Source organism: Candidatus Mycobacterium methanotrophicum (assembly GCF_023515995.1).
GTDB classification, from domain to species: domain Bacteria; phylum Actinomycetota; class Actinomycetes; order Mycobacteriales; family Mycobacteriaceae; genus Mycobacterium; species Mycobacterium methanotrophicum.
On sequence record NZ_CP097320.1, the window covers coordinates 1,174,832 to 1,200,564 of the forward strand.

Consider the following 25,733-nt stretch of genomic DNA (forward strand, 5'->3'; position numbering starts at 1 on the left):
GACTACGCGGGTTGTTTTTCCATGGTGAACTGGCACACGTTGGTGTAGCCGTCGCGGAACAGCTCCCGGCAGCCGGTCAGATACTTCATGAAGGTGTTGTAGACGTCTTCGCCCTTCAGTTCGATCGCCTGGTCCTTGTGTGCTTCCAGCTCTTTGGCCCACGTGTCCAAGGTGCGGACATAGTTGTGTCCGATCATGTGATGACGGCTGATGTGGAAACCGGCCGCGGCCGCGTAGTCGTCGACGACACCGGTCGTCGGCAACCGCCCGCCGGGGTAGATCTCTTTTCGGATGAAGCTGATGAACCGCAACAGCGACATCGTCCGCTTCAGCCCCATCTTCGCGCCTTCTTCTTCAGTGGGCACCACGATGGACTGCAGCAGCATGACGCCATCGTCGGGCAGCACGTGGTAGCACATCTTGAAAAAGTCCGCGTATCGCTCGAAAGTGCCTACACCGTCGGCGAAGTGCTCGAATGCTCCCAGGGAAATAATGCGGTCCGCCGGCTCGTCGAATTGCTCCCAGCCTTGCAGCCGGACGTCTCTGGTACGCGGACTGTGCATTTCGGCGAACTGCTGCTCGTTGTGAGCCAACTGGTTTTCGCTCAACGTCAACCCGATGACGTTGACGTCGTGCTTCTCGACCGCCCGGCGCATGGTGGAACCCCAGCCGCAGCCGATGTCGAGCAGCGTCATCCCGGGCTGTAGCCCCAGCTTGTCCAGCGACAGATCAATCTTTGCTCGCTGCGCCTCTTCGAGCGTCATGTCGTCGCGCTCGAAGTACGCGCAGCTGTAGGTCATCGACGGGTCGAGCCACAGCTTGAAGAATTCGTTGGACCGATCGTAGTGCGACCGGATATGGCCGACGTTCGGCTTTAAGCCGGTCTGACCAGTGTTTTCACTTCCGTGCGTCATCATTGCCGAATCTATACCCCTCGTCACCCCTCGTCCCGGCACGGCAATTACTGCGGGTTCCAACCTTATCAATATTTGGCGGTCCAGGTGAGCAGATCTATGGTTTATTCGTAGCTACGGGGTACCCCATTGGGGCAAACGGGCTTTGACGCCCCGGAGGACGGGACGAGGTAACGCTATGGCGGCGCTCTCGACTGGAGATGGTTTCCCCGACGTGGTGGTCGCCGGCGTCGCAATGACGACTGCACTGGCTACAGAGGCCGACAGCACCTGGAAGAAGTTGCTGGACGAACAGAGCGGGATCCGCGTGCTCGATGATGCTTTCATCGACGAGTTCGACCTACCGGTTCGCATCGGTGGGCGCCTGCTCGAGGATTTCGACCATGAACTAACGCGGACGGAACTGCGCCGGTTTCTGCGTGTGCAGAAGATGTCGACAGTGCTGGGCCGGCGAGTGTGGGCCAACGCCGGGTCGCCCGAGGTTGACACCACTCGGTTGATGGTTTCCATCGGATTGGGGATGGGCTCGACTGACGAGATGGTGGACGCGTACGACGATATCCGCGAACGCGGCGTTCGAGCTATCCCGCCATTGGGGGTGCAGAAAGCCATGCCCAACGCGCCGGCCGCGGGGGTCGGCCTGGAACGTGGCGCCAAAGCCGGCATCGTCACGCCGGTTTCTGCCGATGCCTCCGGGGCCGAGGCCATCGCCCAGGCGTGGCGCCAAATCGTGCTCGGCGAGGCCGACATCGCGATCTGTGGCGGTGTTGAAACCAGAATCGAGGCAGTGCCGATCGCCGCGTTCGCTCAACTGCACCTGTTATCCACGAACAACGCCGATCCGGCGGGCGCGTGCCGCCCGTTCGACAAGGACCGCGACGGTATGGTGTTCGGCGAAGCCGGTGCGCTGATGGTCATCGAGACCGAGGAGCACGCGAAAGCCCGCGGCGCCAACATTTTGGCTCGGCTGATGGGCGCCGGTATCACCTCGGACGCTCACCACATCGTGGCTCCCGATCCAAGTGGCGAACGGGCCGGCCACGCGATCACTCGGGCGATCGAGCTTGCCGGGCTGACTGCGGGCGACATCGATCACGTCAACGCGCACGCGGCCGGCACCGCAGTCGGCGACCTGGCCGAGGCGAGGGCGATAAACAACGCATTCGGCGCCCATCGGCCGGCAGTCTACGCAGCGAAGGCGGCACTGGGCTGTTCGATTGGCGCTGTTGGTGCGGTGGAGTCGGTTCTGACCGTGCTGGCGCTGCGGGACGGCATCGTCCCGCCGACGTTGAACCTGCGCAATTTGGACCCGCAGATCGATCTGGACGTGGTGGCCGATGAGCCACGCGCTGGCAATTACCGGTACGCGATCAACAATGCGTTCAGTTTCGGTGGCCACAACGTAGCCTTGGCCTTCGGAAAGTATTGACGAGCCGCCGTCCCCTCAAGTCTTGGGCCACAGGCTTTTTGGTGAGCAAGGACGCAGTGCGTCGCCGCCTCGGGCGGCGCGTCAGAGGCGTGCGTGTGCCGCGATTGAGAAGGGTGCGTTATATAGTCGTTCACCAAAAGCAGACCCTGACGACCTGAACACAACTTGAAAGGTCAACCTCAGATGACGCACACCGGCGTGGGCGGTTCGCCGAAATTGCGGCCGGCCTACGAGGACGTTCAAGCCCATTACGACATCTCCAACGATTTCTTCGGACTGTTCCAGGACCCGACGCGCACCTACAGCTGCGCGTACTACGAACGCGATGACATGACGCTGGAAGAAGCCCAGCTCGCCAAGATCGACCTCGCCCTCGGCAAGCTTGGCCTAGAGCCCGGAATGACGCTGCTCGACGTCGGCTGCGGTTGGGGCTCGGTGATGAAGCGGGCAGTCGAACGATACGACGTCAACGTCGTCGGGCTGACCTTGAGCAAGAACCAATGTGCTCTGGGCGAACAATTGCTCGATCAGGTCGACACTGTTCGCTCTCGGCGAATGTTGCTGCGCGGCTGGGAGGAGTTCGACGAGCCCGTCGACCGCATTGTCAGCATCGAGGCGTTCGAGGCTTTCCCCAAATCGCGCTACAAAGCCTTCTTCGATCTGTGCTACCGCGTCATGCCCAGCGACGGTCGAATGGTCCTGCAGACGATCATGGGTCACCCGCTCAAGCGCTGGCCCGAGATGGGCATCCCCATCACTATGACCGATCTGAAGTTCATGCGGTTCATCGCCGCAGAAATTTTTCCTGGCGGCTCCGTGCCGTGCGACGAAGACGTCGTCGAGTACTCAACAGCCGCAGGGTTTTCGGCTGAAGAATTGCAAAAAATGACCACCCATTATGTTCGGACACTCGATACCTGGTCGACCAAGTTGCAGGCCGCCCGCGACGACGCTATTGCGGTGACCTCCGCCCAGGTGTACGACCACTACATGCGCTATCTGACCGGATGTTCGGATTTCTTCCGGCGGAACATCTCTGAGGTGGGACAGTTCACCCTGGTGAAGCGGTAGGTCAAACGCCGGGCGGCGCGCCGATTGCCAGGCCCACCATCAGCAGTGCGCCGGCTTGGCGCACATGCACCCAGGCCAGCGCCGCGTACCACAGTGGCCATACCGGGAAGCTGGCCGGCGGCTCGTCGGGGGCAGGCGGCGAAAATACGGCCACACCTTGACAAGTCGCGTCGTGCGCGGGGCATAGGACCAGGAGCGAGCCCAGGAGCGCAGCCGGACCGAACCGCCATGTCAGTCATCAGTACCGCTCGTTGAGCCGGGCAGCGGCGGCACGATCGGCGACGGATGCGGTTGCCCGCGGAACTTCTCCAACGATCCGCCGACCTCCACGATCCCGCACAGCGCGCTCCAGCTCAGCATGGTCAGATAGTCGATCAGCTCGTCGGCACTCATCCGCGGGTCGAGCAGCCACGAGTGAGTAGCCAGCTGGACCCCGCCGACAATGTGGTACGCCCACGGCTCCACCCCGCCGATGTCCATCCCGGCCGCTTTCATCCGGCGGCGCAGCATCACCGCGAGCATCCGGGCAATGATCCGCTCGGAGTCGGCGATCACCTTGCTTTTGCTGGCCGAGCTGTTGGCCATCACGAACCGGTACGGTTCGGGTTCGTTGGCCACGGTGTGCACGTATACCCGGATGATTTCGCGGGTCAGGTCGAAGCCGTCGAGGTTCGACGACAGTGCCGCCGTCATGTTGGGGATCAGCGTGATCTGCGCGAACCGCATCATCACCGCGGTGGTCAGATCGTTCTTGTCGACGAAATAGCGGTAGAGCACGGTCTTGGAGACGCCGATTTCACTGGCGATCTCGTCCATGCTCACGAAGCGACCGCGCCGTCGAATCGCGTCGATTGTCCCGTCGATCAGCTCATTGCGACGTTCCACCTTGTGCCGGTGCCAACGCCGCTTCCGGCCATCGGATTTCACCGCACCGGCTCGGGCCTGCTGTGCCACTATCGACAATCCCATTCGCTAGGTGCTGTTCATAGTACGGGTTATCGACGACGTTTTCTCGGCCTGCACCTCACCGTATGCGGCTTCGCCGTGGGATCGGTAACTGTTACCGCCCCCAATGCGCCGGGTGTTGTACGGTCCGCAGCTACCTCGATGGCGGATGATGGTCGGGTGGCACTTGCACCGCACCGGAACCCAGGTGCCGAGCTGATAGCCGAGGCCCGCGGGCGGCGCAGACAGATCCGATGACGCCGACGGCGCCCCAGACCGGCAAACCTGCCTCGCTGGCGGAATCGTTCGCCGGGGCCGATCCGCGGGCCGATGCCCAGCGGCGTCGGGCACTGCGCCGGATGAAAGTGGTGGCGCTGAGTTTTCTGGTCGGCGCCACCGGGCTGTTCCTCGGCTGCCGATGGGCCCAGTCCAGCGGCCTTACCCCCACCTGGGTCGGCTACGTGGGGGCCGCCGCAGAAGCCGGCATGGTCGGTGCGTTGGCGGACTGGTTTGCGGTGACGGCGCTGTTCAAGCACCCACTGGGGATCCCGATACCGCACACCGCGATCATCAAGCGCAAGAAAGACCAGCTCGGGGAAGGCCTGGGAACATTCGTGCGGGAGAACTTCCTTTCGCCGCCGGTGGTGGAAACCAAGCTTCGCGACGCGCAGATTCCGGGCCGGCTAGGCAAGTGGCTATCGGAGACCTTGCATGCCCCGCGAGTGGCCGCCGAGACGGCCACCGTGCTGCGAGTCCTGGTGGAGCTGCTGCGCGACGACGACGTCCAGCTCGTGATCGACCGGATGATTGTGCGGCGTATCGCCGAGCCGCAGTGGGGGCCGCCGGTGGGCCGGGTGTTGGCGACGCTGCTGGCCGAGCACCGGCAAGAGGCGCTCATCCAACTACTGGCCGATCGGGCATTTCGGTGGTCGCTGAACGCCGGCGAGGTCATCCAGCGAGTCGTCGAACGGGATTCGCCGAGCTGGTCGCCGCGGTTCATCGACCACCTCGTCGGAGAGCGCATCCACCGCGAGCTGATGGACTTCACCGACAAGGTGCGCCGCAACCCGGATCACGAGCTGCGGCGGTCGGCGACGCGCTTCCTGTTCGAGTTCGCCGACGACCTGCAGCACGACGAGTCGACGATGGCGCGGGCCGAGGCGGTCAAAGAGCAGCTGATGTCCCGCGACGAGGTCACCAACGCCGCGGCGACGGCCTGGAAGACGCTGAAACGCCTGGTGCTCGAGGGTCCAGAAGGATTATCCGACCCGTCCAGCGCCCTTCGAACCCGCATAGCCGACGCGGTGGTCCGCATCGGGGGGTCGCTGCGCGACGACGCCGATCTGCGGGACAAGGTCGACAACTGGATTGTGCGGGCTGCCGAACACCTGGTTGCGCAGTACGGGGTAGAGATCACCGCGATCATTACCGACACCGTCGAGCGCTGGAACGCCGAGGAGGCTAGCCGGCGCATCGAGCTGCACGTCGGTCGTGACCTGCAGTTTATTCGGATCAACGGAACGGTGGTGGGGTCGCTGGCCGGGCTGGCCATCTACGGGGTGGCGCAGCTGCTGTTCTGAGCGCTGCTAACTAGCGCTTGCAAAAGTTAGCGCTTGGTTCTAGTGTGGCACGCGTCCGTACCGAACAATCCGACATCAGGACTCAAGGAAGCAGCCATGCCGCAGGAGGAGAAACTTTCCGCTGTGGTGTCCACCGCTGCGTCCGACATCGGCAGCTTCATCAAAGCGCAGCGTGAGGCGGCGCAGGTCTCGGTGCGGCAGTTGGCGGAAAAGGCCGGCGTCAGCAACCCCTACCTCAGCCAAATCGAGCGCGGGTTGCGTAAACCGTCCGCTGGTGTGCTCAATCAGATCGCCAAGGCGCTGCGGGTCTCCGCCGAGGTTCTCTACGTGCAGGCCGGGATTCTCGAGCCGAGCGATCCCAGCGAAGTCCGCGACGCCATCATCACCGACACGGCGATCACCGAACGGCAGAAACAGGTGCTGCTGGACATCTACACGTCGTTCGTGCAGCAGAACGAAGCTGCCCGTGAGGAGACTAATTCTGCTTAGACCTCCCTGAACCCTCGAAACCTGCCCAGCTCGTGATTGAGCAATGCAACCAATTGACACACGACGAAACCACGAAAGGAAACACGATGGCCGACAACCCGACCATTGACGACCTGAAGGCTCCGCTGCTTGCCGCGTTGGGCGCCGCTGACCTGGCCCTGGCGACGGTCAACGACCTGCTCGTCGAGTTGCGCGACCGGGCCGAGGAGACCCGCGCCGAAACCCGTAGCCGGGTCAAAGAGCGTCGCGCCCGGCTGAGCAAGCTGCAAGACGACCTGCCCGAGCAATTGCGCGATTTGCGCGAGCGGTTCACCGCTGATGAGCTGCGCAGCGCCGCGGAAGGCTATGTCGAGGCCGCGACCTCTCGGTACAACGAGCTGGTCGAGCGCGGCGAGGCCGCTCTCGAGCGGCTGCGCAGCCAGGCCGGCTTCGAGGACGCGTCCGCGCGCGCCGAGGGCTACGTCGACCAGGCGGTCGAGTTGACCCAGGAGGCTCTGGGCACCGTCGCGTCGCAGACCCGTGTGGTCGGTGAGCGCGCCGCCAAGCTGGTCGGCATCGAGCTGCCCGGCAACAAGGCTGCGGCCAAGAAGGCTCCGCCCAAGAAGGCTGCGGCCAAGAAGGCTCCGGCCAAGAAGGCTCCGGCCAGGGACGTCACCCAGAAGTAAGACGGCATACACCTCGACTCCGAGCCGTCCGGACGGACGGCTCGGAGTCGACGTTTCCGGCGTGGCCCCCGTACGCTTGTTGCGTGAACCTTGTGGATAGCGTCCTGGCCGTCTTGATGATCGCGGTGATGATCACGACGGTGTACGCGTTCGTGCACGCAGCAATGCAGCGGCCGGACGCCTATACCGCCGCGGACAAGATGACCAAGCCGGTCTGGTTGGTGATCCTGGGCGTTGCGATACCGTTGGCATACCTGCTCCAGGTACTCGGCATGGCGATCGCCGCCTGCGCGGCGGGCGTCTACTTGGTCGACGTTCGGCCCAAACTTCTTGAAATTCAGGGTAAGTCGCGATAGCAGGATGCGAGCTTTGACGCTCGCGGCGACCGCTATCGTCGCGCTGTCGGGTGCCGCTCCGGCATCGGCAGATCCAGACGCCGCGGGGGCAAGCGCGCCGTCCTATCCGCCGCCGTTCGTCGACCACGTTGCTTGGATCCAGTGGAACCAGCTGCCCAGCCTGCGGGTGTATCCGACGGCGTCCGGCCGAGCGGCCGCCAGGCAACTCGGTTCGACCGGTCCCGACGCCGATGAGGCGTGGATCGAGGTGCTCGCCCTGGCGCCCGACGCCGCCACCCCGGGTATGCGCGAACAGTTTCTCTGTCATTGGGAGGTGGCCGAAGTCCTCCAGCCCGGCAAGACCAGCTGGAACCTCGAGCCGTGGCGGCCGGTCGTCGACGCCCCCACGATGATCGACGCCGGGTGCAACCCCGGCGGTTCCGAAGAGAGCTATTGATGCCCGGCCGACCGACCCGCGCCCAACTGGCGGCCGTCGTCGATCACACCCTGCTCAAACCCGAGGCCACCGCCGCTGACGTGGCCGCCGCCGCAGCCGAAGCCGCAGCACTGGGCGCCTACGCCGTGTGCGTGTCAGCTTCGATGGTGCCCTACGCCAACGGCGCGGGGGTGCCGGTGGCCGCGGTTGCGGGGTTCCCGTCGGGTAAGCACCTGCCCGAGATCAAGGCCGGCGAAGCGACGCTGGCCGTGGCGTCCGGCGCCAGCGAGATCGACATGGTCATCGATATTGGCGCCGCGGTCGGCGGCGACGTCGACGCGGTGCGATCGGAGATCGCGGCGGTACGCGCTGCCGTACCCAACGCCCTGCTCAAGGTGATCGTCGAGGCTGCGGTGCTGTTGGCGCGGGCCGGCGAGCAGACCCTGGTCGACGTCTGCCGCGTCGCCGAAGACGCCGGCGCGGACATCGTCAAGACCTCGACGGGTTTTCATCCCGCCGGTGGGGCTTCGGTGGCCGCCGTCGCGCTGATGGCCGGCGCCGTCGGCGGCCGGCTGGGCATCAAGGCCAGCGGCGGCATCCGCACGGCCGCCGATGCGTTGGCGATGCTTGACGCGGGCGCCACCCGGCTGGGCCTGTCGGCGACGCGCGCCGTGCTCGACGGTCTGGAGGCCGGTTAGAGGTTCGCGAAGCAGGGATCCTGGCCGCTGCCGCTGCTCGCGGGGATGGTGGCGTTGCTGCTCGAGAAGGTCGCCTGCACGCCGGAATTGGTGACCGCCACATTGTCGGCGCGGATGCCCAGCGGGTAGTTCTGGGTCGCTTTCGAAGTGAGGTCGTCGAGTTTCTTCTGGACTGTGGCCGTTGACATCTTCGAACCCAGCGCACTCAGGCTGACCACGTGCAGCGAGAGCCCGTTGTTGACGATCTGCGGCTTGACGGTAGCGCTGTCCAACAAGCCCTTCAGCGAGACGGTGCCGTCACTGGGGTTGGTAGTGACTTCGCCGGTGACAAACTTGCCCAGCACCGGGACGGCGTCCTGGATCGACTGCTTGATGCCGTCAGCCGACCAAGTGATGGTGCCGTTCAGCGACCCGATGGTGCCCTGAGAGTTGTTGGTATTACTCAGTTTAATGTTGCGGATGTCGATGCTGACCTTCATGCCTTTGGCCGAGCGGACCTGATTGCCCGCCGTCTGCACGGAGATGTCGGGGTAGTTGCTGGTGAGGTATTGCCACAGCACGGGCGGGAACGCAGCGAAGGACACGCTGGCGCTGTCTTGCACCTCGCACTGCACCGCGCTTGCGACCTTGCTGCTCGCCAAATGGCGGGTATACAGCTCGGTGCCGATCGCCGCCGCGAGGACCACGAGCACCACGATCACCACGATCAACAGGATCGGTGTCCGGTTGGCGAAAAAACCGTGTTTGCTGTTCACCGGTGTCTGCGACGAGGGCGGCGGTGTAGCTATCCGGGTGGTGGGGCTGTTTTCGCGCGGCGGTGGAGGACCGGGCTGATGCGGCCGCGGATTGGGCGGCAGACCGGGCCGTTGCGGCGGCCGATTCTGTGGGTGACCGGGATAGTTCGGCGGCGGGCCCGGTTGTTGCGGTGGCCGGTTCGCGGGCGGCGCCGGTTGTTGCTGCGGCCGCGGCATGCCACGGGTCGCTGGGTCCGGCGCGCGGCCGGACTGGCGGATGTGGCGGGTCGGCGATTCCGACGGCGGCGCCGCGGGCGGACGGCGTGGCGGCGCACCTTGGTTGGGGGGTCCGGCCGGGTTTGCGGGACGAGCCCATTCGGACGGGTCGCCGCTCGATGGACCTCGAGTGTTCGTCATCCGTGCGATTGTTCCGCATTATCACGGCGGCGTCGAAGCCACCCAAGTCGCCGCATCATGGCGCCAGCCCCATACCGGCGACGCTCGGTGCTAAACATGGGCGAAGCAGGGGTCGGTCCGGCCGGCTGGGATCGAGGCATTTCGTGTCGAAAAGTGAGCCACCACACCGTCATTGGTGACCTGCACGCTATCGGCGTGGATCCCCAGCGGATAGTCCTTGGTGAGCCCGGAGGTAAAGGTGTCCAGCGCCGACTGCGCGGTCTCGCGCGGCAGCGCGGCGCCCATAGCGGTGACCTTGACCACCCGCAGCGACAGCCCACTGCCGGCGACCGCCGGCTTGACGGTGACGCTGCCCAGACCCAGCGCCCCGCCGAGTTCGACGGTGCCGGCACTGCTGTTGGTGCTGACGCTGTCGATCAGGGCGCCGACGAATGGAACGCCGCTCTGCACGGTTTTCTTGATGCCGTCCGACGTCCAGGTGATGGTGGCGTCCAGCGCGCCGATGGTGCCCTTTGAGTCGCCGCTGCCGTGCAGGTCGACGTTGTTGATGTTGATGTCGGCGGTCATGCCTTTGGCGTCGCGGATCTGGTTGCCTGCGGTGTGGATGGAGATATCGCGGTAGTGGCCGGTGAGGTGTTGCAGCAGGAACGGGCTGGGGCCGAAGGACACTTTGGCCTGGTCGTGTACCACGCATTCGGTGGCCGCGGCCACGACGCTGTCGGCGCGGTTGCGGGCATAGAGCTCGCCGGCGATCAGACCGGCGACGGCTAGCGCCACCACAATGACCAATACCAGGAGGATCGATACCGGATCGCCGAGGAAGCGGCGTTTGGCTTTCACGGGAGCTACCGGGTCCTGCGACGGGGGCTGCTGGTCGCCAGGCGACGCAGCCGGAAATTCCAGTGTGGGCGGAACGGCCTGGTGCGCCGGCTGGACCGGCGGCTGATGCGCGGCCACCTGGGCGGTTGGCGACGCGTCGGGCGCCGCCGGTTCGGTCGGCGGATTCTCGTTGCCGGGACGAGCCCATATCGACGGGTCCTGCTGCGGCGGTCCTTGCGGATCGGTCACCTGCGCGATTCTGCCTTATGCCCATGAGCGAAAGCTGAGTGGTTACGCAGCACAGCGATCGTGTCGCGGGCTTCGGTCACCCGGTCGAGGGCGATGTCGGTGATCAGCAACTGCGGGTTGGCTCCGGCGGAGGCCACCACGTCGCCGAACGGCGAAACCACCAGGCTGCCGCCCGCCCCGGTCGGCGCGGAGGACGCCAGCGGTTCGCCCGGGTAGGCCTGCCCGGCGGCGGCGATGTAGCTGGTGGAGTCCAACGCCCGGGCGCGGGCCAGCAGCGTCCACTGCTCGAGCTTGCCGCGGCCGGACGCCCATGACGCGCTGACGGTGTTCAGCTGGGCGCCGCGACGCGCCAGCGTGGTGAAGAGTTCGGGAAAGCGCAGGTCATAGCAGGTGGTCAGGCCGACCCCGGCGCCGTCGACGGTGACCACCACCGGCTCGCGGCCCGGCGCGACGGTCTGCGACTCGGTGAAGCCGAACGCGTCGTAGAGGTGGATCTTGTCGTAGTGGGCGTCGGTGGCGGGGCCGGTCGCGAGCAGCGTGTTGAAGACGCGCCCGTCATCGGCCGGGCTGAACATGCCCACGATGACGGTGATGTTCGCGTCGGCGGCGATCCGGCGTACCCCGTCGGCCCAGGGGCCGTCGACCGGCTCGGCGATCGGCGCCAGCGGTACCCCGAACCGGCACATGGTCGCTTCGGGGAAAACCACCAACCGGGCGCCGGCGTCGGCGGCCCGGCCGGCGTAGCCCTGCACCAGTTGCAGGTTGGCCGCCGGATCGGTGCCGGACAGCAGCTGCGCCACCGCAATCCGCATGACCGCTAGCGTAGGACGGTTGCCCCCGGATGCCCGAACGCGTTGATGATCGAGTTCATTCTCACGCGGACCACGACGGCGCCGATCGAGACGGTGTTGCACGCCCTCGCCGACCACCGCGCGATCGCCGACTACGTGTGGGCGTGCCGGCGCATCGAGGTGGTTGGACTGTTCCTAGACACTGAGCGAAACTGAGTTTCGCCCGGTGGGCGAGTAAGCAATCGTCGACAGTCGGTTGGCGCGCGTCCCGCTTGGCGCCGTGGGTTGTGTTTGACCTTGATGCGCTGAGCTCGTCGGTCAGCATGGGGTTGGGAGCCACCGACAGGAGTTGTCGATTGTTGCCGTGAGCACGCGGACCAGATTCTTTAGGACCTGTGGTTCCTCCGGACGGACATTCAATGTTGGAAGGTGTTGTGGTTGGAGGGATTTCGACGGAACCGTTGCATGATCGGCGCGCCGCGTTGGATATCGGCAAGAAGGACCTCAAGGGGTGCGTGCGCGCACCTGGCCCGAAGGGCAAGCGGTCTCGCCGCCAGGAGATCGGCACGTTCGCCACGACCACCAATGCGCTACTGGAGCTACGGGACTGGCTGGTCGCCGAGCAGGTCAGCCTGGTGGTGATGGAAGGGACCGGAGATCACTGGCGGGGCGCGTTGGTCAACGCCGCGCACGCCAAGGGTCTGCCCGGGCGCAAAACCGACGTTTGCGATGCCGCCTGGTTGTGTCAGATGGGCGAGTGCGGGCTGCTGCGGGCGTCGTTCGTGCCGCCGGAGCCGATCCGCCCGCTGCGGGACCTCACCCGCTATCGCAGCACCCTGACCACCGAACGGACTCGGGAGGCCCAACGGTTGGAGAAGGAACTCGAGGACGCCGGGATCGAGCTGTCGAGCGTGGCCGCCGGCATCCTCGGCGTCTCCGGGCGGGCGACGCTGACCGCGTTGATCGACGGCGAACGCGGTGGGCATGTGCTCGCCGAGATGGCCAAGGCGCGGATGCGGCCCAAGATCCCACAGCTGGTGGAGGCGCTCACCGGCAACTTCGGTGAACACCACGCGTTTTTGTGCCGGCTGCATCTGCAACGCGTCGACGAGCTCACCGCTACGGTCGGGCAATTGTCGGCGCGGATCGAGGAGCGGATGCTCCCTTTTGCCCGCCAGCTTGAACAGTCGGCGACGATCCCGGGTGCGGGCCAAGCCGTGGCCGAGGTCATCATCGCCGAAACCGGTGGAGACATGAGCCGCTTCCGCACCGCCGCGCACCTGGTGTCTTGGGCCGGGGTCTGCCCCGGTCATCGCGAATCGGCCGGCAAACGCAAATCGGGCAAGACCCGTCACGGCGACCGATGGCTGGTCGGCGCGCTAGGTGCCGCGGCGATGGCCTCGGCCCGCACCAAAGACGCCACCTATCTCGGAGCCCGCTACCGCCGGCTGGCCCCACGACTGGGCAAGAAGAAAGCGATCGTCGCTGTGGAACATTCGATCCTGACCGCGGTCTGGCACATGCTCACCGACGACGTCGACTACACCGACCTCGGCGGCGACTACTTCGCCCGCCTCGACCCCGAACGCGCCATGCGCCGCATCGTCCACCAAGCCAACGATCAACTGTTCGGGCGCGGCGTAGGCGAGCGTACCGACGGTGAAATTGGTCGCGGTAAGCCCGCTGATGTCGCCGAGTGGTCGCGCAACCCCGAAGTCGTCCAGCAGGATTCGTCGCTTGCCGTCTTCAGCTCGGTGAGCAAGATGTTGGCGGGCTTGACGTCGCGGTGCAAAAGGACCCGAGTGTGGGCGTGGTCGAGTGCGTCCGCGACGGCGGTGACGATGGCGCACACGTCGCTTGTCGGCATCCCGGCTGGATAGTGGTTTTTGACCAGCTGCGCGGCATCGGCGCCTTCCACGTAGTCCATCGAGACCCACAGGTGACCAGCGAACTCGCCGCGGTCATGCATCCCGACGATGTTCGGGTGCCAGCGTGTCGCCGCCAGGTCGGCTTCGCGGTGGAACCTTTGACGGAAGTCTGCGCCGTCAGAGCCGCTGAAGGCAGGGACCGGCTGATCAGGCGGTTTGGCCGATCCACGTGGTGGTGAATCGCTGCTCGGCGATCAGCAACTCGGCGAGTTGGTTGCCGATGAAGTTCTCCAACTTGCCGCCGATCAGCGGAATGCGCACCTCGACGGTGGCCCGAAGCTTCAGCCGCGCGCCGCTCGACTCCGCCAGCGGCTCCAACGCCGCGGTGCCGGTCAACGACGCCGGCGCGTCCAGGATCGACCCGGTGGCGGTCCCGATCACCGAACCGTTGGCGACCGGCTCCCATCGCTCCTCGCGCCGGATCCTTAGATCGCCGCGGTGGAATTGGGTGACGACGCCCGGGAGCCGATCGCGGCGCAGCACTTGCGTGGTGATCACGTCGATGCCGCCATCATCGCCGACTTGCAATGAATCCAGGGCGGTGTCGTCGGCGCCCGAATCGGCGAGCCGGGCCAGCCAATACTCCTGTTCGCTGAAGGCCCGCAGAACCTCTTCGACCGTGACCGCATAGTCGGTGCACATGTCGAACGAACGTGGCATAGCAGGTCAGGCTACCTTGACGTCCCACCGGTGTGAGCCGGTGGATTTCGACCCCGCGCACCCGCGCAGCGGGAGAACAGGGTTGAGGTTCACGGTTCGCAGACTGGCTAGCGCCGAGGTCTCCCCGTGCTGTCACCGCCCGTCCGGCGGCGATGTTGCGCGCATTCAGATCCTCGACGCGGATGGTGTCGAAGCGGCGCGCCACATCAGTGGCGGTCTTTTCCACCCAGTCACGGCGACGATCCGTTTCACGAGCACGCACCCTGGCAATGGCCAGCTTCGTTCTTGCCCGCCGGTGCGACCCGCGGTGCGCCCGGGCCAGCCGCTGTTGCAACCGCCGCAGTCGCTTGGTTTCACCAGCGCGCAGGCCACGGACGTGCAACTACTCGCCGGTGGACAGCGCCGCCGAGAAGGTCACGCCACGATCAAGACCAACCACGCTGCCGTCGTCGGGTCCCGGTACAGCTTCGGAGATGGCGGCAAAAGCGATATGCCAACTTCGCGATCGATCTAACGTGACGCGGTAAGACGTGCTCGGCCACACTGCCGCCTGCTCAATACTAGGAAGCAACCGAACCTGCACACGCCTGCAACCTAAGCTCGAACACCGACAACACCGCGAAAACAGGAACGTGACGTTTCCTCCTCCGGCTAAATGCCAAGGGCTCCACGCCGCAAATCCCGTGAAAAGAGGTGATGTGGGAACGCTTTTCGCCGGCGCGCGGGTCGACGAGGCGGTGCCGCTCGCGCCGCTGACCACCTTGCGGGTCGGCCCGCTCGCACAGCGTGTCATCACCTGCACCAGCACCGAGCAGGTGGTCGCCACGCTGCGCCGGCTCGACGGCGAGGGCTGCCAGTCGCTGCTGGTGTTGGCCGGGGGCTCGAATGTGGTGATCGCCGAGACGCTGACCGACCTGACCGTGGTGCGGTTGGCCACCGAGCGCATCAGCATTGACGGCAACATCGTGCGGGCCGAGGCCGGGGCGGTGTGGGACGACGTGGTTGTCGCCGCGATCGCCGCGGGCCTGGGCGGGCTCGAGTGCCTGTCGGGCATCCCCGGGTCGGCCGGGGCCACCCCGGTGCAAAATGTCGGCGCATACGGAGCTGAGGTGGCCGACACCCTGACCCGGGTCCGGCTGCTGGACCGGGGCAGCGGCGAGGTGCGCTGGCTGCCGCCCAGCGAACTGGGATTCGGGTATCGCACCAGCGTGCTCAAACACTGCGACGCGGCCATCGTCTTGGAGGTGGAGTTCGCGCTGGACCCGTTGAATCGCAGTGCGCCCCTGCGTTACGGCGAATTGGTTGCGACGCTTGGCGCGACGACCGGGCAGCGCGCGAATCCGGCGGCGGTCCGCGAGGCCGTGCTGAAGTTGCGCAGCCGAAAGGGCATGGTGCTCGACGGGAGCGACCACGACACCTGGAGCGTCGGCTCGTTCTTCACCAATCCGGTTGTCGCGCTTGAGTTTTACCAGAACCTGGCCGGCAGCGTCGATTGTGCAGTGCCGCACTATCCGGCTCCCGACGGCATCAAGCTGGCTGCCGGCTGGCTAGTCGAGCAAGCCGGCTTCGGCAAGGGTTACCCGGATGTCTCAACCGCGCGTTGTCGACTGTCGACCAAGCATGCGCTTGCTTTGACGAACCGTGGTGCAGCCAGCGCTGCCGACGTGGTGGCGCTGGCGCGCATTGTGCGCGACGGGGTCCACGATGTGTTTGGTGTCACACTGACACCCGAACCGGTGCTGGTCGGCTGCTGCCTGTAGGTCGCGCGTGCACGGGTGAGGCCTAAGAGGGGTCACTGTCGCCGGTATCTTGTTGTCGTGAGCACCGAGCGCGGCCTCTCGCCGGTCAACCGGCGCCGGGCCTTGGCGACCCTCGCGGTCGGCGTTTTCGCGCCCAACGTGTTGGCCGCCTGTGTCGGCGGCGGGTCGAGCCAACAACCCGAGAAGGCCAAACCGCCTGCGCAGGCCAGCGTGACGTTCCGGCCGGCCGACCAGGCCACCGATGTGGTCCCGACCGCCCCGATCAGCGTTGAGGTGCGCGACGGCTGGTTCCAGCACGTCGCGTTGACCAACTCGTCGGGCAAGGTGGTCACGGGTGCACTGAACCGGGACCGCACCATCTACACCATCACCGAGCCGCTCGGCTACGACGCGACCTACACCTGGAAGGGATCGGCGGTCGGCCACGACGGCAAGGCCGTCCCGGTGCAGGGCAAGCTCACCACGGTCACGCCGACCAAGGTGGTCGACGGTGGGCTCCAGCTCGCCGACGGACAGACCGTCGGGATCGCGGCGCCGATCATCATTCAGTTCGACGCGCCGATCACCGACAAGGCCGCCGTCGAGCGGGCGCTGAAGGTGACCACCGAGCCGGCCGTCGAAGGCAGTTGGGCGTGGCTGCCCGACGAAGCCCAAGGTGCCCGCGTGCACTGGCGCACCCGCGAGTACTACCCGGCGGGCGCCAAAGTCAGCGTCGACGCCAAGCTCTACGGGCTGGCGTTCGGCGACGGCGCCTACGGCAAGCAGGACATGAGCCTGAAATTCGACATCGCTCGCCGCCAAGTGGTCAAAGCCGAAGTGACCTCACACCGCATCCAGGTGGTCCGCGACGAGGGCGTCATCATGGACTTCCCATGCAGCTACGGCGAAGCCGACAAGCCCCGCAACGTCACCCGCAACGGCATCCACGTGGTCAGCGAGAAGTACGCCGACTTCTACATGTCCAACCCGGCCGCCGGCTACAACCACATCCACGAACGCTGGGCGGTGCGGATTTCCAACAACGGCGAGTTCATCCACGCCAACCCGGCCAGCTCCGGCGCGCAAGGCAACACCAACGTCACCAACGGCTGCATCAACCTGTCGACGTCGGACGCTCAGCAGTACTTCGGCAGTGCGATTTACGGCGACCCGGTCGAGGTGACCGGCAGCTCGATCGAGCTGTCCTACAGCGACGGTGACATCTGGGACTGGGCGATCGACTGGGACACCTGGGTGGGGATGTCGGCGCTGCCGCCGGCCAACGGGGCCAAGCCGTCGCCGGTATCCATACCGCGCAGCGCCCCGGCCACTCCGCACGATGCGCCGACGTTGTCGGGCACCCCGGCTACGAGCGGGCGACCCGGCGGCTAGCGGTTGCCTGATCCCGCGGCCGGATGACGACCTGGTCGAGGTTGACGTGCGACGGCCGGGACGCCACAAACCCGATCACCTCGGCGATGTCGCCGGCCACCAGCGGCGTCATTCCCGCGTACACGGCGTCGGCTCGCTGCTGATCACCGCCGAAACGGACCAGTGAGAACTCGGTTTCGACAGCTCCGGGGGCAATCTCGGTGAGTCGCACCGGTTTTCCCAATAGTTCGCCGCGCAGGGTGCGGTGCAGCGCGCCCTGCGCGTGTTTGGCCGCGGTGTAGCCGGCGCCGCCGTCGTAGACCTCCATCGCCGCCACCGAGGTGACGGTGACGATCAGGCCGTCGCCGGAGTCGATCAGCTTTGGCAGCAGCGCACGGGTGACGCGCAGCGTGCCCAGCACGTTGGTCTCCCACATCCAGCGCCAGTGCTCCAGGTCGGCGTCGGCCACCGGCTCCAGGCCCTTGGCGCCGCCGGCATTGTTGACCAGCACATCGACTCGGTCGAGTTGAGCGGCCAGCGCGTGGACCGCGGCGCCATCGGTGACGTCGGCCACGATGGCGGTCCCACCAATTTCTGCGGCGACCGCATTGATCCGTTCGGCCCGTCGCGCCACCGCTACCACGTGAAAGCCTTGCGCACCAAGTATTTTCGCGGTTGCCTCACCGATTCCGGCGCTGGCGCCGGTGACCACTGCGACCGGTTGTTCAGCGGACATCATCTGGACAACTGTAGTAAGCGTGCTAAATTCCCCCGTGTGTACATCGGTGCCTTGTTTGGCTACACGTCCGCTTGTCTGTTCGCGGACTGTGCGTGTTGTTGCCGCGCAGCTAGCCGCGCCTGAGCGAACCGCAAGCGCTCGCGACGGTGCGGTCGGAGACCCGCCATCGGAACTCGGACAAGGACATCCCACGTGCGCTCAACCACTTTCACCTCCCCTCACAGTCATTCCGGCCAGCTTCAAGGTCGGCGCGGCGCTCGACCGGCTCACCGGGTCGTGGCGCCGTCGCTGCGGTTGTCCGACGCTGCTGCAGCGTCGGTATTTCGGGCCGTGCGGCTGCGCGGCCCGATTGGCCGCGACGTCATCGCCCAGGTCACCTCGCTGTCGATCGCGACGGTAAACCGCCAGGTCACCGCCCTGCTGGATGCCAATTTGCTGCGCGAGCGCGCCGACCTGTCGGTTTCCGGTGCGATCGGGCGTCCGCGGGTGCCGGTCGAGGTCGACCACGAGCCGTATCTGACGCTGGGCATCCACATCGGCGCACGAACCACCAGCATCGTGGCCACCGACCTGTTCGGCCGCACGCTGGACGCCGTCGAGATGCCGACACCGCGCAGCATCCAGCGGCCGGCGTTGGCGTCGTTGGCCAACGGAGCCCGGCGCTACCTGAGGCGGTGGCACCGACGGCGCGCCCTGTGGGCCGGGGTGGCAATTGGCGGGACGGTGGATGCGCCCAGCGGGCACGTCGACCATGCCCGGCTGGGCTGGCGGGATGCACCGGTCGGACCGGTATTCGCCGAGGCGCTGGGTCTGCCGGTTTCGGTGGCGTCCCACGTCGACGCGATGGCCGCGGCGGAACTGCTGCTTGGCATGCGCCGGTTCGGACCGAACGCGACAACCAGCCTGTACATCTATGCGCGAGAGACGGTGGGTTACGCGCTGTCGATCGGCGGACGGGTGCACAGCCCGGGCAGCGGACCGGGCACCATCGCCCGTCTGCCCGCGCAATCGGAGCTGCTCGGCGGCTCCGGGCTGTTGGAATCCACCGTCAGCGACGAGGCCGTGCTCGCCGCGGCGCGCCGGATGCGCGTCTTGGCGGCCCGCAGCGACGGGTCCCAGACGGGCGTCACCGAGCTGGTGCGGGTGGCGCGCAACGGCAACCAGCAGGCAAAGGACCTGCTCGTCGAGCGCGCCAGGGTGCTCGGCGGCGCAGTCGCGTTGCTGCGCGATGTGCTCAACCCCGACGACCTGGTGGTCGGCGGGCAGGCTTTCACCGAATATCCGGAGGGCATGGCGCACGTGGAGGCGGCATACGCCGCGCGCTCGGCGTTGCCGCCGCGCGACATCCGGGTCACCGCGTTCGGCAACCGGGTGCAGGAGGCCGGTGCGGGCATCGTGTCGCTGGCCGGGCTGTACGCCGATCCGCTCGGCGCCATGCGCCGCGCCCAACCGCCGGTGGCCGGGCTCGAGGTCGCTACCGAGACACCCGCCTGACCGGCGCCTTCCGGGCACCTCAATGCGGTACTGCAAAGATGACCGGGTGGGCCACTTCGACTTTTCTCGGCTGGACACCCCTGGGTTGACCGATCCGCGCCGCGTCGCGGTGCTGGCGGTGCACACCTCGCCGCTGGCTCAGCCCGGCATCGGGGACGCCGGTGGCATGAACGTCTACGTGCTGCAGAGCGCGCTTCGTCTGGCTCGCCGGGGTGTGCAGGTGGAGATCTTCACCAGGGCCACCGCGTCCACCGATCTGCCGATCGTGCAGGTGGCGCCCGGTGTGCTGGTGCGCAACGTGGCGGCCGGGCCGTTCGAAGGCTTGGACAAATACGATCTGCCGACGCAGCTATGTGCGTTCGCCGCCGGGGTGCTGCGCGCCGAAGCCGCCCACGAGCCCGGTTACTACGACATCGTCCACTCGCACTATTGGCTGTCCGGTCAGGTCGGCTGGCTGGCCCGTGATCGGTGGTCGGTGCCGTTGGTGCACACCGCGCACACGCTGGCCGCGGTGAAGAACGCCGCGTTGGCCGACGGTGACACACCCGAGCCACAGCTGCGTATCGTCGGCGAGCAGCAGGTGGTCGACGAAGCCGACCGGTTGATCGCCAACACCGAAGACGAAGTGGGACAACTAGTTTCACTGCATCAGGCCGACCCCGCCGGGATCGACGTCGCGTACCCCGGCGTCGATCTGGATGTGTTCCGGCCCGGCGACCGCCTGGCCGCAAGGGCCGGGCTGGGGCTAGAGCCCGACGTGGAAGTGGTGGCGTTTGTCGGCCGTATCCAACCGCTGAAGGGACCCGACGTCTTACTCCGTGCGGCAGCCAAACTGCCGCGGGTGCACGTCGTTGTCGCCGGCGGGCCATCGGGCAGCGGACGGGCCGCGCCGGACGGCCTCGTTCGGCTCGCCGACGAATTGGGTATCAGTGGCCGGGTGACGTTCCTGCCCCCGCAATCGCGCGACGACCTCGCCCGATTGTTCCGGGCCGTCGACCTGGTTGCGGTGCCCAGCTATTCGGAGTCCTTCGGTCTGGTCGCCATCGAGGCGCAGGCGTGCGGGACACCGGTGGTGGCGGCCGCGGTCGGTGGTTTGCCGGTCGCGGTGCGTGACGGGCTCAGCGGCACGCTGGTGTCCGGTCACGACGTCGACCGGTGGGCGCACGCTATCGACGAGCTGCTGCGGCTTCGCGGTGGGCGGCGGGCGTGGGCGATGGGCCGCTCGGCGGTCGAGCACGCGGCAACGTTTTCCTGGGACAACACCGTCGATGCGCTGCTGGCCAGCTACCGGCGCGCGATCGGCGAGTTCACTGCCCGCCGCTCGGTGCGCAGTCTGGCATCTGCGCGCCGTCCCTGGCAGCGGCCGTCGCGATGGGAGGCGTGGGCTTGACGCGCGCCGACGACGATGATGCCGGTACAGCCGGGATCGAGGAGTGGCGCCAATGAACCCTGCGGACCGAGCCCGCGGTGCAGCGCCGGTGGCCCACGTCCAGCAGGTGATCGAGGCCACGCTGGACGCCAACAAGCTGACGTATTCTCGGCATCCCGGCGCGCACGGCGGGTTGCCGGGACTGATCGTGGAGTTGCCCGGCGAACGCAAGCTCAAGACCAACACGATCCTGAGCATCGGCGAGCACTCGGTGCGCATCGAGGCGTTCGTCTGCCGCAAGCCCGACGAGAACCACGAGGGCGTCTACCGATTTCTGCTCAGACGCAACCGCCGCCTCTACGGCGTGGCCTACACGCTCGACAACGTCGGCGACATCTACCTGGTGGGCCGAATGTCGTTGGCGTCGGTGGACGCCGCCGAGATCGACCGGGTGCTCGGGCAGGTGCTCGAAGCAGTGGATCAGGACTTCAATACGTTGCTGGAGTTGGGTTTTCGGTCGTCGATCCAGAAGGAATGGGAGTGGCGAGTTTCCCGCGGTGAATCGCTGAAGAACCTGCAGGCGTTCGCGCATTTGCGCCCGACGACGGTGCAGAGCGCGCAGCGCGATGAGGTGGGGGCACCCCCAGCCGCGCAGCGGCGAGGGGCAGAGTCGGGCAATCAGATCGACGACGAGGACGACGGGGACGCGTGAGAGACTGGCCGTCATGGAGAACGCGGCAGCCACGCTGGTACTGCTCCGCCACGGCGAGAGCGAATGGAATGCGAGCAATCAGTTCACCGGCTGGGTGGACGTCGACCTGACCGACAAGGGCCGTGCCGAAGCGGTGCGCAGCGGCGAGCTGCTTACCGAGCACAACCTGCTGCCGGACGTCGTCTACACCTCGCTGCTGCGCCGAGCCATCACCACTGCGCACATGGCTCTGGACACCGCCGACCGGCTGTGGATCCCGGTACGGCGCAGCTGGCGGCTCAACGAACGCCACTACGGCGCGCTGCAGGGCCTGGACAAAGCTGAGATCAAGGACCGCTACGGGGACGAGCAGTTCATGGCGTGGCGGCGCAGCTATGACACCCCGCCGCCGCCGATCGAGAAGGGCAGCCGGTTCAGTCAGGACGCCGATCCCCGCTACGCCGACATCGGCGGCGGCCCGCTGACCGAATGCCTGGCCGACGTGGTGGCCAGGTTCTTGCCGTTTTTCACCGACGTCATCGTGCCGGATCTGCGGGTCGGCAAGACGGTGCTGGTGGCCGCTCACGGCAACTCGCTGCGTGCGCTGGTCAAGTACCTCGATGGCATGTCCGGCGAGGAAGTCGTGAGCCTGAACATTCCCACCGGTATTCCGCTGCGCTATGACTTGGACGCGCAGATGCGGCCGACGGTCATCGGCGGCAGCTATCTGGATCCGGAAGCCGCGGCTGCCGGCGCGGCGGCGGTGGCCAGCCAAGGCGCCCGGTAAGCGGGTTTTGCTGGCACCATGGCAAACGCGACGTGAACAGCGGCGGAACACATGTTTGGTTGTGTGTGACATATCCGATTTCGGCCTCGCGCTGCTGGGTTGGCGTTCACTCGATTTGTAGGATTTTTATGTGACTGTGTTCTCGGCCCTGTCAGTGGCCGGGGTGTTGGGTCTGGTGGCGTTGGTCGTGGGTGTCACGGCCGGGGCGCGGCTGGCGCCGCATGCGCTGGAGCGACGCCACCGGGCGGCCGTCGAAGCGGCCGGCATCACCGTCGCTCAGATGTTGGAACGCATGGTTGTGCTGATGCCGCTGGGCACCGCCGTCGTGGACCGTCACCGCGACGTGGTCTATCACAACAGCCAGGCCAAGGAGCTTGGCCTGGTGCACGAGCGTCAGCTCGACGACGAAGCCTGGACGGCCGCGTGCCAGACGCTGGCCGACGGCGCCGATGTCGAATTCGACCTGCTGCCGGACAAGCGGTTGGTCCCGGGCCGATCGGGCCTGGCGGTGCACGGGCAGGCGCGGCTGCTGAGCGAGGAGGACCGCCGGTTCGCCGTGGTCTTCGTCTACGACCACTCCGAATACGCGCGGATGGAAGCCACCAGGCGCGACTTCGTGGCCAACGTCAGCCACGAGCTCAAGACCCCCGTCGGCGCCATGGCCGTGCTCGCCGAGGCTCTACTCTCCTCCGCGGACGACCCGGAGACGGTGCGGCGGTTCGGCGAGAAAGTGCTCGTTGAGGCCAACCGGCTGGGGGGCATGGTCAGCGAGCTGATCGAGCTGTCCCGGCTGCAGGGCGCCGAGCGGTTGCCGGACATGGGTGCCGTCGACGTCGACACCGTTGTATCCGAAGCGATTTCACGCCACAAGGTACCGGCCGACAACGCCGATATCACGGTTTGCACCGACGAACCGAGCGGCCTGCGAATGCTGGGCGAGCAAGCCCTGTTGGTGACCGCGCTGGCCAACCTGGTGTCCAACGCGATCGCGTATTCGCCGCGCGGTTCGCTGGTCTCCATCAGCCGCCGCCGCCGCGGCGACAACATCGAGATCGCCGTCACCGACCGGGGCATCGGAATCGCCCGCAAAGACCAGGAGCGGGTCTTCGAGCGGTTCTTCCGCGCCGATAAAGCGCGCTCGCGGGCCACTGGCGGCACCGGACTCGGCCTTGCCATCGCCAAGCATGTCGCCGCCAATCACAACGGCACGATCGGGTTGTGGAGCCAGCTGGGAACCGGGTCCACGTTCACCTTGTCCATTCCGGCCTACGGCAGCGAGACCGAACAATCCGACCAGGCACCCGAGCGCGAAACCCGATCCAAGACGCCCCAACGGAAGGAAAAAACTACCGCGATGACCCGCGCATACGACGCTGCAGTGCGAAGCGATGAGAAGGAGTTGCGCCCGTGACAAGTGTCCTGATCGTGGAGGACGAAGAATCGCTGGCTGATCCGCTGGCGTTTCTGCTACGCAAGGAGGGCTTCGAGACCACCGTGGTGACCGACGGTCCGTCGGCGCTGGCCGAGTTCGACCGGTCGGGCGCCGATATCGTGCTGCTCGATCTGATGCTGCCGGGGATGTCTGGCACCGACGTGTGCAAGCAGCTGCGATCGCGGTCCAGTGTGCCGGTGATCATGGTGACCGCGCGGGACAGCGAGATCGACAAAGTCGTCGGCCTGGAGCTGGGCGCGGATGACTATGTGACCAAGCCGTATTCGGCACGTGAGCTGATCGCCCGGATCCGGGCGGTGTTGCGCCGCCACGGCGACGACGACTCCGAGATCACCGACGGGGTGCTGGAATCCGGGCCGGTGCGAATGGACGTCGAGCGCCATGTGGTCTCGGTCAATGGTGAGCCAATCATGTTGCCGCTCAAAGAGTTCGACTTGCTGGAGTACCTGATGCGCAACAGCGGGCGGGTACTGACTCGCGGGCAGCTCATCGATCGCGTGTGGGGCGCCGACTATGTCGGTGACACCAAGACACTCGACGTCCACGTCAAGCGGTTGCGGTCGAAAATCGAGGCCGACCCGGCCAATCCTATCCACCTGCTGACGGTGCGCGGGCTGGGCTACAAACTGGAGAGCTGACCGGTCGCAGCGTCTTGACGATTGGTGGTGGGGGTTACCTCCGGCGCGACACCGAACACTTAAGCGACATAGGACCACTACCGCATCCATGTCGGTCTGCGACTTGGTCCGTGCTCTCGCAGTGGGAATCGGCCTAGCCGTGCACCGCAGAGGCCGCGCTGCGCGACTGTGCCTTTCGCGATGATCCGTGAAAGCGGGACGCCCTCGATCCACTCCTGAATCACCACCTTGGGTGCGCTTGCCACGATGGCAGGAATTACGAAATGCGGGTCACTGTGATACGCCTTGGCGAACGCTCGCGAGCCAGCGCGCGGCGCATGCTCGAGTCGTACAAGGAGGCGAACCCGCGCTAGGCGCCCGAGACTGCGCACACGGCGCCCAAACTGCATTGAGAGCGGGTTCGAGACTCACGGCCGCGCGCTCAGCGCAGTCTCGGCCCGCCGGCGCTATTCGGCTGCCCGCGTTGCCGGGTGGATGGCGACGAGCCCTAATGCGCTGCGCCGCTTGCACATTGCGGCCAGCACGGCGTAGGCCTTCTCGCCGAGCAACTCGGTGAGCTCGTCGCCGAGGCTCACCCACACCGGCTCGGCGCCGACATGGGCGGCCGGATCACCGGTGCAGTACCAGTGCAGGTCGGCACCGCCGGCGCCCCAGCCGCGGCGGTCGTACTCGGTGACAGTGGTCTTCAGGATCTCGGTGCCGTCCGGGCGGGTAACCCACTCCTGGCTGCGCCGGATCGGCAACTGCCAGCAGACGTCGGGTTTCATCGTCAGCGGTGCAACGCCGAGCTTTAGTGCTTTGCTGTGCAGCGCACAGCCCGGGCCGCCTTCGAACCCGGGCCGGTTCAAGAAGATACATGCGCCCTTGTGTTTGCGAGTGCGGAACTGCTGTTCGCCCTCGTGCTCGTCGAGTTCGAGGTAGCCCTTGCGGCTCAAGCCCTTTTCGCGAAACTGCCAATCCTCATCGGTCAGCTTGGACACCGCCTCGTCGAGGCGGGCCCGGTCGTCGTCGTCGGACAAAAACGCGCCGTGCGAGCAACACCCGTCATCGGGACGTCCTGCCACCGTGCCCTGGCAGGCCGGCGTGCCGAACACGCACGTCCAGCGGGACAGCAGCCAGGTCAGGTCTGCGGCGATCAGATGCTCGGGATTGTCCGGGTCGTAGAACTCCACCCATTCGCGCGCGAAGTCCAATTCGACTTCACCGGGATGATCTGCCTGCGCACTTGCCACGGTTCTCACGGTAGACGACTCCTTGCTTCAGGCGCCTCAGCCGCTCGGCTACATTTTTCC

Annotated in this window: 27 protein-coding genes and 3 pseudogenes; 18 read left to right on the top strand and 12 right to left on the bottom strand. The window is 66.4% G+C overall.

The features are described 5' to 3' along the window. Nucleotides 1–2: 2 nt before the first annotated feature. Nucleotides 3–917: a cyclopropane mycolic acid synthase family methyltransferase gene (locus M5I08_RS06350; protein ID WP_370328582.1), complete on the bottom strand. Its 915-nt coding sequence runs from the start codon at nt 915–917 to the stop codon at nt 3–5. 175 nt (nt 918–1,092) lie between these two features. Here M5I08_RS06350 and M5I08_RS06355 point away from each other — a divergent pair, with 175 nt between their 5' ends. After that, nucleotides 1,093–2,343: a KasA/KasB family beta-ketoacyl-ACP synthase gene (locus tag M5I08_RS06355; protein WP_219065667.1), complete on the top strand. Its 1,251-nt coding sequence runs from the start codon at nt 1,093–1,095 to the stop codon at nt 2,341–2,343. A 183-nt stretch (nt 2,344–2,526) separates the two neighbouring features. Beyond that, nucleotides 2,527–3,414 carry a cyclopropane mycolic acid synthase family methyltransferase gene (locus M5I08_RS06360; RefSeq protein ID WP_219065668.1) on the top strand — a complete coding sequence of 296 codons (888 nt, stop codon included), beginning with the start codon at nt 2,527–2,529 and terminating at the stop codon, nt 3,412–3,414. Nucleotide 3,415: 1 nt separating this feature from the next. Here the strand turns inward: M5I08_RS06360 and M5I08_RS06365 are convergent, their stop codons facing one another. Further along, on the bottom strand, nt 3,416–3,568 hold the full coding sequence (locus tag M5I08_RS06365; RefSeq protein WP_249763157.1) for a 1,4-dihydroxy-2-naphthoate prenyltransferase: 153 nt from the start codon (nt 3,566–3,568) through the stop codon (nt 3,416–3,418). A gap of 77 nt (nt 3,569–3,645) precedes the next feature. Continuing rightward, nucleotides 3,646–4,383, bottom strand: a complete 738-nt coding sequence (locus M5I08_RS06370) for a TetR/AcrR family transcriptional regulator (RefSeq protein ID WP_370328583.1) — start codon at nt 4,381–4,383, stop codon at nt 3,646–3,648. Between the two features lie 230 nt (nt 4,384–4,613). Between M5I08_RS06370 and M5I08_RS06375 the strand changes: the two genes are divergently transcribed. The 6 genes from M5I08_RS06375 to deoC all read left to right on the top strand — a co-directional run bounded on the left by M5I08_RS06375 (nt 4,614) and on the right by deoC (nt 8,562). Next, nucleotides 4,614–5,939 carry a DUF445 domain-containing protein gene (locus M5I08_RS06375; RefSeq protein WP_219065670.1) on the top strand — a complete coding sequence of 442 codons (1,326 nt, stop codon included), beginning with the start codon at nt 4,614–4,616 and terminating at the stop codon, nt 5,937–5,939. Nucleotides 5,940–6,035: 96 nt separating this feature from the next. Then, nucleotides 6,036–6,428 carry a helix-turn-helix domain-containing protein gene (locus M5I08_RS06380; protein ID WP_219065671.1) on the top strand — a complete coding sequence of 131 codons (393 nt, stop codon included), beginning with the start codon at nt 6,036–6,038 and terminating at the stop codon, nt 6,426–6,428. An 86-nt stretch (nt 6,429–6,514) separates the two neighbouring features. Next, nucleotides 6,515–7,093 (top strand): heparin-binding hemagglutinin, encoded by a 579-nt coding sequence (locus M5I08_RS06385; RefSeq protein ID WP_219065672.1) that lies wholly within the window; start codon nt 6,515–6,517, stop codon nt 7,091–7,093. A 116-nt stretch (nt 7,094–7,209) separates the two neighbouring features. After that, entirely contained in the window at nt 7,210–7,449 is a 240-nt protein-coding gene (locus M5I08_RS06390; RefSeq protein WP_249763307.1) for a DUF2516 family protein, read from the top strand. A gap of 4 nt (nt 7,450–7,453) precedes the next feature. Next, complete coding sequence (locus M5I08_RS06395; protein ID WP_219065673.1) at nt 7,454–7,885, top strand: DUF2599 domain-containing protein; 432 nt, start codon at nt 7,454–7,456, stop codon at nt 7,883–7,885. Then, on the top strand, nt 7,885–8,562 hold the full coding sequence (deoC, locus tag M5I08_RS06400) for a deoxyribose-phosphate aldolase (RefSeq protein ID WP_219065674.1): 678 nt from the start codon (nt 7,885–7,887) through the stop codon (nt 8,560–8,562). The genes M5I08_RS06395 and deoC overlap by 1 nt, the downstream gene beginning before the upstream one ends. On the opposite strand, the gene M5I08_RS06405 is transcribed toward deoC, so the two are convergent. The 3 genes from M5I08_RS06405 to M5I08_RS06415 form a co-directional block, all read right to left on the bottom strand. Then, complete coding sequence (locus M5I08_RS06405; RefSeq protein ID WP_249763158.1) at nt 8,559–9,266, bottom strand: LmeA family phospholipid-binding protein; 708 nt, start codon at nt 9,264–9,266, stop codon at nt 8,559–8,561. The two genes, deoC and M5I08_RS06405, sit on opposite strands and share 4 nt — an antisense overlap. A 537-nt stretch (nt 9,267–9,803) precedes the next feature. Next, nucleotides 9,804–10,781: an LmeA family phospholipid-binding protein gene (locus tag M5I08_RS06410; RefSeq protein ID WP_219065676.1), complete on the bottom strand. Its 978-nt coding sequence runs from the start codon at nt 10,779–10,781 to the stop codon at nt 9,804–9,806. Next, complete coding sequence (locus tag M5I08_RS06415) at nt 10,778–11,593, bottom strand: carbon-nitrogen hydrolase family protein (RefSeq protein ID WP_219065677.1); 816 nt, start codon at nt 11,591–11,593, stop codon at nt 10,778–10,780. The genes M5I08_RS06410 and M5I08_RS06415 overlap by 4 nt, the downstream gene beginning before the upstream one ends. A 45-nt stretch (nt 11,594–11,638) precedes the next feature. On the opposite strand from M5I08_RS06415, the gene M5I08_RS06420 reads away from it, so the two are divergent. Both M5I08_RS06420 and M5I08_RS06425 read left to right on the top strand, forming a co-directional pair. Further along, nucleotides 11,639–11,788, top strand: a complete 150-nt coding sequence (locus M5I08_RS06420; RefSeq protein ID WP_249763159.1) for a hypothetical protein — start codon at nt 11,639–11,641, stop codon at nt 11,786–11,788. A 203-nt stretch (nt 11,789–11,991) separates the two neighbouring features. Continuing rightward, nucleotides 11,992–13,185 (top strand): annotated as a pseudogene (locus tag M5I08_RS06425) (IS110 family RNA-guided transposase); the annotation flags it as partial. 9 nt (nt 13,186–13,194) lie between these two features. On the opposite strand, the pseudogene M5I08_RS06430 reads toward M5I08_RS06425, so the two are convergent. The 3 genes and pseudogenes from M5I08_RS06430 to M5I08_RS06440 form a co-directional block, all read right to left on the bottom strand. Further along, nucleotides 13,195–13,610 (bottom strand): annotated as a pseudogene (locus tag M5I08_RS06430) (protein kinase domain-containing protein); the annotation flags it as partial. 37 nt (nt 13,611–13,647) lie between these two features. Further along, nucleotides 13,648–14,106 (bottom strand): DUF2505 domain-containing protein, encoded by a 459-nt coding sequence (locus tag M5I08_RS06435; protein ID WP_249763308.1) that lies wholly within the window; start codon nt 14,104–14,106, stop codon nt 13,648–13,650. Continuing rightward, nucleotides 14,012–14,542, bottom strand: a complete 531-nt coding sequence (locus M5I08_RS06440) for a transposase (protein WP_255564645.1) — start codon at nt 14,540–14,542, stop codon at nt 14,012–14,014. The genes M5I08_RS06435 and M5I08_RS06440 overlap by 95 nt, the downstream gene beginning before the upstream one ends. A gap of 301 nt (nt 14,543–14,843) precedes the next feature. Here M5I08_RS06440 and M5I08_RS06445 point away from each other — a divergent pair, with 301 nt between their 5' ends. Further along, nucleotides 14,844–15,920 (top strand): UDP-N-acetylmuramate dehydrogenase, encoded by a 1,077-nt coding sequence (locus tag M5I08_RS06445; RefSeq protein WP_219065679.1) that lies wholly within the window; start codon nt 14,844–14,846, stop codon nt 15,918–15,920. A gap of 57 nt (nt 15,921–15,977) precedes the next feature. Beyond that, entirely contained in the window at nt 15,978–17,291 is a 1,314-nt protein-coding gene (locus tag M5I08_RS06450) for a L,D-transpeptidase (RefSeq protein WP_249763161.1), read from the top strand. On the opposite strand, the gene M5I08_RS06455 is transcribed toward M5I08_RS06450, so the two are convergent. Then, nucleotides 17,266–18,009, bottom strand: coding sequence for an SDR family NAD(P)-dependent oxidoreductase (locus M5I08_RS06455; protein ID WP_219065681.1), 744 nt, complete (start codon nt 18,007–18,009; stop codon nt 17,266–17,268). The two genes, M5I08_RS06450 and M5I08_RS06455, sit on opposite strands and share 26 nt — an antisense overlap. Before the next feature lie 276 nt (nt 18,010–18,285). Here M5I08_RS06455 and M5I08_RS06460 point away from each other — a divergent pair, with 276 nt between their 5' ends. The 6 genes from M5I08_RS06460 to regX all read left to right on the top strand — a co-directional run bounded on the left by M5I08_RS06460 (nt 18,286) and on the right by regX (nt 24,441). Continuing rightward, nucleotides 18,286–19,503 (top strand): ROK family protein, encoded by a 1,218-nt coding sequence (locus M5I08_RS06460; protein ID WP_249763309.1) that lies wholly within the window; start codon nt 18,286–18,288, stop codon nt 19,501–19,503. A 46-nt stretch (nt 19,504–19,549) separates the two neighbouring features. Then, complete coding sequence (gene mshA / locus M5I08_RS06465; protein ID WP_440271473.1) at nt 19,550–20,893, top strand: D-inositol-3-phosphate glycosyltransferase; 1,344 nt, start codon at nt 19,550–19,552, stop codon at nt 20,891–20,893. A gap of 52 nt (nt 20,894–20,945) precedes the next feature. After that, nucleotides 20,946–21,584: a type III secretion system chaperone family protein gene (locus tag M5I08_RS06470; protein ID WP_249763162.1), complete on the top strand. Its 639-nt coding sequence runs from the start codon at nt 20,946–20,948 to the stop codon at nt 21,582–21,584. A 13-nt stretch (nt 21,585–21,597) separates the two neighbouring features. Continuing rightward, nucleotides 21,598–22,350, top strand: coding sequence for a phosphoglyceromutase (locus tag M5I08_RS06475; RefSeq protein ID WP_219065684.1), 753 nt, complete (start codon nt 21,598–21,600; stop codon nt 22,348–22,350). A 130-nt stretch (nt 22,351–22,480) separates the two neighbouring features. Next, on the top strand, nt 22,481–23,761 hold the full coding sequence (locus M5I08_RS06480; RefSeq protein ID WP_219065685.1) for a sensor histidine kinase: 1,281 nt from the start codon (nt 22,481–22,483) through the stop codon (nt 23,759–23,761). Continuing rightward, nucleotides 23,758–24,441 (top strand): two-component sensory transduction protein RegX, encoded by a 684-nt coding sequence (gene regX, locus M5I08_RS06485; protein WP_219065686.1) that lies wholly within the window; start codon nt 23,758–23,760, stop codon nt 24,439–24,441. The genes M5I08_RS06480 and regX overlap by 4 nt, the downstream gene beginning before the upstream one ends. A 134-nt stretch (nt 24,442–24,575) precedes the next feature. Here regX and M5I08_RS06490 read toward each other — a convergent pair. Both M5I08_RS06490 and M5I08_RS06495 read right to left on the bottom strand, forming a co-directional pair. Then, nucleotides 24,576–24,740: pseudogene (locus M5I08_RS06490) on the bottom strand (AarF/ABC1/UbiB kinase family protein); the annotation flags it as partial. A 147-nt stretch (nt 24,741–24,887) separates the two neighbouring features. After that, nucleotides 24,888–25,682: a DUF3109 family protein gene (locus M5I08_RS06495; RefSeq protein ID WP_219065687.1), complete on the bottom strand. Its 795-nt coding sequence runs from the start codon at nt 25,680–25,682 to the stop codon at nt 24,888–24,890. Nucleotides 25,683–25,733 lie beyond the last annotated feature (51 nt).